The organism is Mesotoga sp. UBA5847 (genome assembly GCF_002432735.1).
Classification (GTDB): domain Bacteria; phylum Thermotogota; class Thermotogae; order Petrotogales; family Kosmotogaceae; genus Mesotoga.
The window spans coordinates 1-3,298 of the sequence record NZ_DJGL01000015.1; the positions used below are offsets into that span (position 1 = coordinate 1).

At 50.1% G+C, this 3,298-nt stretch carries 2 protein-coding genes; one reads left to right on the top strand and one right to left on the bottom strand.

Annotation, left to right across the window (positions count from 1 at the left end; translation table 11 throughout):
• Positions 1-595 precede the first annotated feature (595 nt).
• Positions 596-2,689 (top strand): SIR2 family protein, encoded by a 2,094-nt coding sequence (locus B3K91_RS02280; protein WP_292589640.1) that lies wholly within the window; start codon positions 596-598, stop codon positions 2,687-2,689.
• Between the two features lie 284 nt (positions 2,690-2,973).
• Here B3K91_RS02280 and B3K91_RS02285 read toward each other — a convergent pair whose 3' ends face one another.
• Complete coding sequence (locus B3K91_RS02285; protein ID WP_165775378.1) at positions 2,974-3,144, bottom strand: hypothetical protein; 171 nt, start codon at positions 3,142-3,144, stop codon at positions 2,974-2,976.
• Positions 3,145-3,298 lie beyond the last annotated feature (154 nt).

A 3,298-nucleotide genomic window follows, 5' to 3' on the forward strand; every position in this document is an offset into this window, starting at 1 on the left:
GGAAGGTACGAGTTGAAGAGAGAGAAAGGGACAGAGGAGAGAGTTCTCGCCTTCTCGTGAGCGCAGCGAACGTCTCGACTATGCTCTTTCTCGATCGATCTTTGCGGCGAACCGTTGGCCACTGACAGATGAGGATTATCTTCATGGGAACGTCCATTGTGCCCAGAATTGCCCAGCAGTGCAACAGTGCTTTTGTCGAACTGGGGAATGGGGAAAGCTTTTTATTCGAGTTCGGCTAAGGCGTTTGTCAAATTAAGTCGTCGGCATCCCACCCTAACGTTTGGACAAGGTGTTTTTGCTCATATGCATGGAGACCCTGTCGGGAATCCTATTACTCTCTATTGTTTTGGCCCGCCTCAAAATCTGAAGCCTCCGCTGTAACTCTATGGGCCCTCCGGCGATGCGTACTCTCTTTTCGAGCGGCTTAGGCAGGACTGCCTTCTTCGTCAGCTTCAGAGCAAGGCTTCTTCTCAGAAGCCACATATGAAACGCAGTCAGCTGAGAAGTAGTATCATTGCATCAAAGAGATGTCTTGCGGAGGCAGGTTCCGCTCCTTTGAAAAGTCGATCACATCGCGAAGAAAGAGGGAAAGATCATGTTCATAACGGATAATGTGAACGTCCCCACCGAGCTTATTAGGGCCCAGGAGGAAGGCAGGCTCGTCGTCTTTGCTGGAGCCGGCGTTTCGATGGCCTCCCCCTCGAACATTCCCGGCTTTGTCGACCTTGCGAAAGCCGTCGCGAAGCGATACAAGCAGAAGTATTACGCGAGGCAGCAGAGAGTCCAGCCGCCCGACGTCTTTCTCGGAAGCCTGAACCCGAAACGGGAAGAAGAGGGCGTCCACGAAATCGTCAGGCAGATCATGAGTGAAGAGAGTTCCAAGCCATCGGAGCTTCACAGGCTGATCCCACTTCTATTCAAAGGCCCTCACGACCTGAAGATCGTTACGACCAACTACGACGCCCACTTTCTCACAACCATCAGGGAGTACAAAGACAGATATGCGGGTTTTGAAACCTTCAGAGCTCCCGCACTTCCAAGAGGCGACGATTTCAGGGGAATCGTCTATTTGCACGGAAACGTAGAGCAGGACGCAAGATGGTTGGTAGTTACCAACAGAGACTTCGGAAGGGCATATCTCACAGAGGGCTGGGCTAGAGACTTCTTGCGCGATCTCTATCTCTCCGACTACACGATTTTGTTTATAGGTTACAGCCACAGGGACACCATTGTTGATTATCTGGCCAGAGGTCTGGACATAAGGCAGTCAAACAGATACGCTCTCGTCAGCGCTAGCGATGCAGAGAGATGGAAGGAAATCAACGTAATCCCCGTTTCATACCCGCTCGTGCCCGAAGAAGCAACTGCCCATCTCGAGCTTCAAAAGGCACTCGAGAAGTGGACCTCTCTCGCAAGTTCTGACCTGAACTGTCATACCGAGAGAATCGGCAGGTTCGCATCCAAGAAGCCCGGCCAAGATAGGAAAGCAGACAGCTACCTGACATACTGCCTCAATCGTGAGGATCTCACGAAGGTCTTCTGCCGTTTTGCAAATGACTTCGACTGGGTGCGGTGGCTCGATTCAAGGGGACTTCTCGACAGCCTCTTCAATGAAGACGGCCCACTTGACGAGATTGAGAGAAACCTTGCCGACTGGTTCGTTAAGACAGCCTTCGAAAGTTCAGATCAGGAGCACCTTACCTTTCTGGTCTCAAGAAACTCTCCGCTGAACCCATATCTGGTCTCCTCAATCGTCCAGTATCTCGCTAATAATGAGATAGAGAAACCGGGCGACTTTCTGGCGGAATGGCTCAACCTGATTCTCAACAATTGGCACAAACACGACACACCCGATCAAGCTATGCTCGAAGCTCTGAAGAAGGTCGAAATAACTGAAAATCCCTGGATAATAACGAAGACAATTCAGAACTTCTTTTCTCTATCCCAGACGGGAAGAGAGGCAACGCTTTCTCTCTTCCACAGACAATACGACCTTGAACCCCTTGTAACGACTGATTGCCTGAAGAGGCTCTGGTCGGAACTGCTCGAACCGAACCTCGCCATCCTTTATGAAGACATACTGTCGATCCTTACCTCCCAGCTTATGAAAGCGGTCGCCGACATGTCTGTTTTGAACAGTACCTTGAGAGAGCACGACAGCATATGCGGCGCTAGGAAAGTAATCGAAGAGAGCGAAGGAGAGGCGGGGCCCGAATGGCTCCACATATTCATAGATATGATGAGAGACACTATCCTCTTCCTTATAAAAACCGATGACAAGAACAGGGAGTTCTATTACGAATGGTGGCGGAGATCCAAAGCTCCCATCTTGTGGAGAATCCTGTTGTACGCCGTATCGGAAGATCCATCATGCTCGGACGACTACCGTGTCGGGATCATTCTAGACAACGGGTGGCTGACTAATCCGGTACTGAGAGTGGAAATTGCAAAGATCATCAGAAACTCGCTTCGGGCAACTTCTATATCTCTCAAGAAAATGGTCGTTGAAACCATCGAAGCCGAAGCAAGCAAAGAGAGCAAAGCATCGGAACATAGCGATGGACTGAGACTAGATCCTCTTATCGAAGAGATTCTTTCAATTACTGAAGAGTTGCCAGTCGACTCCCCCGAAATAAGAAGGCTGATCGAAGCGCTTGAAGAGAAAAACAACGATCCCACCAGACAGTAATACGATAGCGCACTAACCGCAGCTTGAAGCAGAACCCGGCGAAGCATGCGGCATCAACTCCAAGCACAATCTGATGCCTGAGTTCTTTGTCGACAAGAGCGATACTGAGGGTGACCGTTATGATGTACCCAACAGTACTTTGCAGACAGCCTCGGAAATCCTGAAAACATTGAAATTGAGGAGTTGAAACGCTTGTTGTCTGACTTCCGAATTACTGCGGTATCGAACGCGAAAAATAAACAGCCCGGAGAATCCTCCCCGGGCCGGCAATCGACTGAGAACAGCTAGGTCTTCTTGCCCTTGTCCATATAAGCGACAAGGATCATGGCAGCGCCGCCGATCCACTTGAAGATGACGTGCCAGACGGGCTCCACAACGGTCGAGATGTTTAGTGAAGCTAGCAGAGCCATGACCAGCACCACAACACCGGCGAGCATCAGTACCGTTCTTGACATAATGATCACCCCTCCTGTTTACAGGTATCTGGTAAAATCTTGACTCCATCTGCTATCGTGATTTTATCACAACTTTGCGCAAGAAAGACAGAAATGGGAGGATCTTCTACAGCTTCACCCCTGCAGTGAGTGAACAGGCAAAGAAGGCGATGAG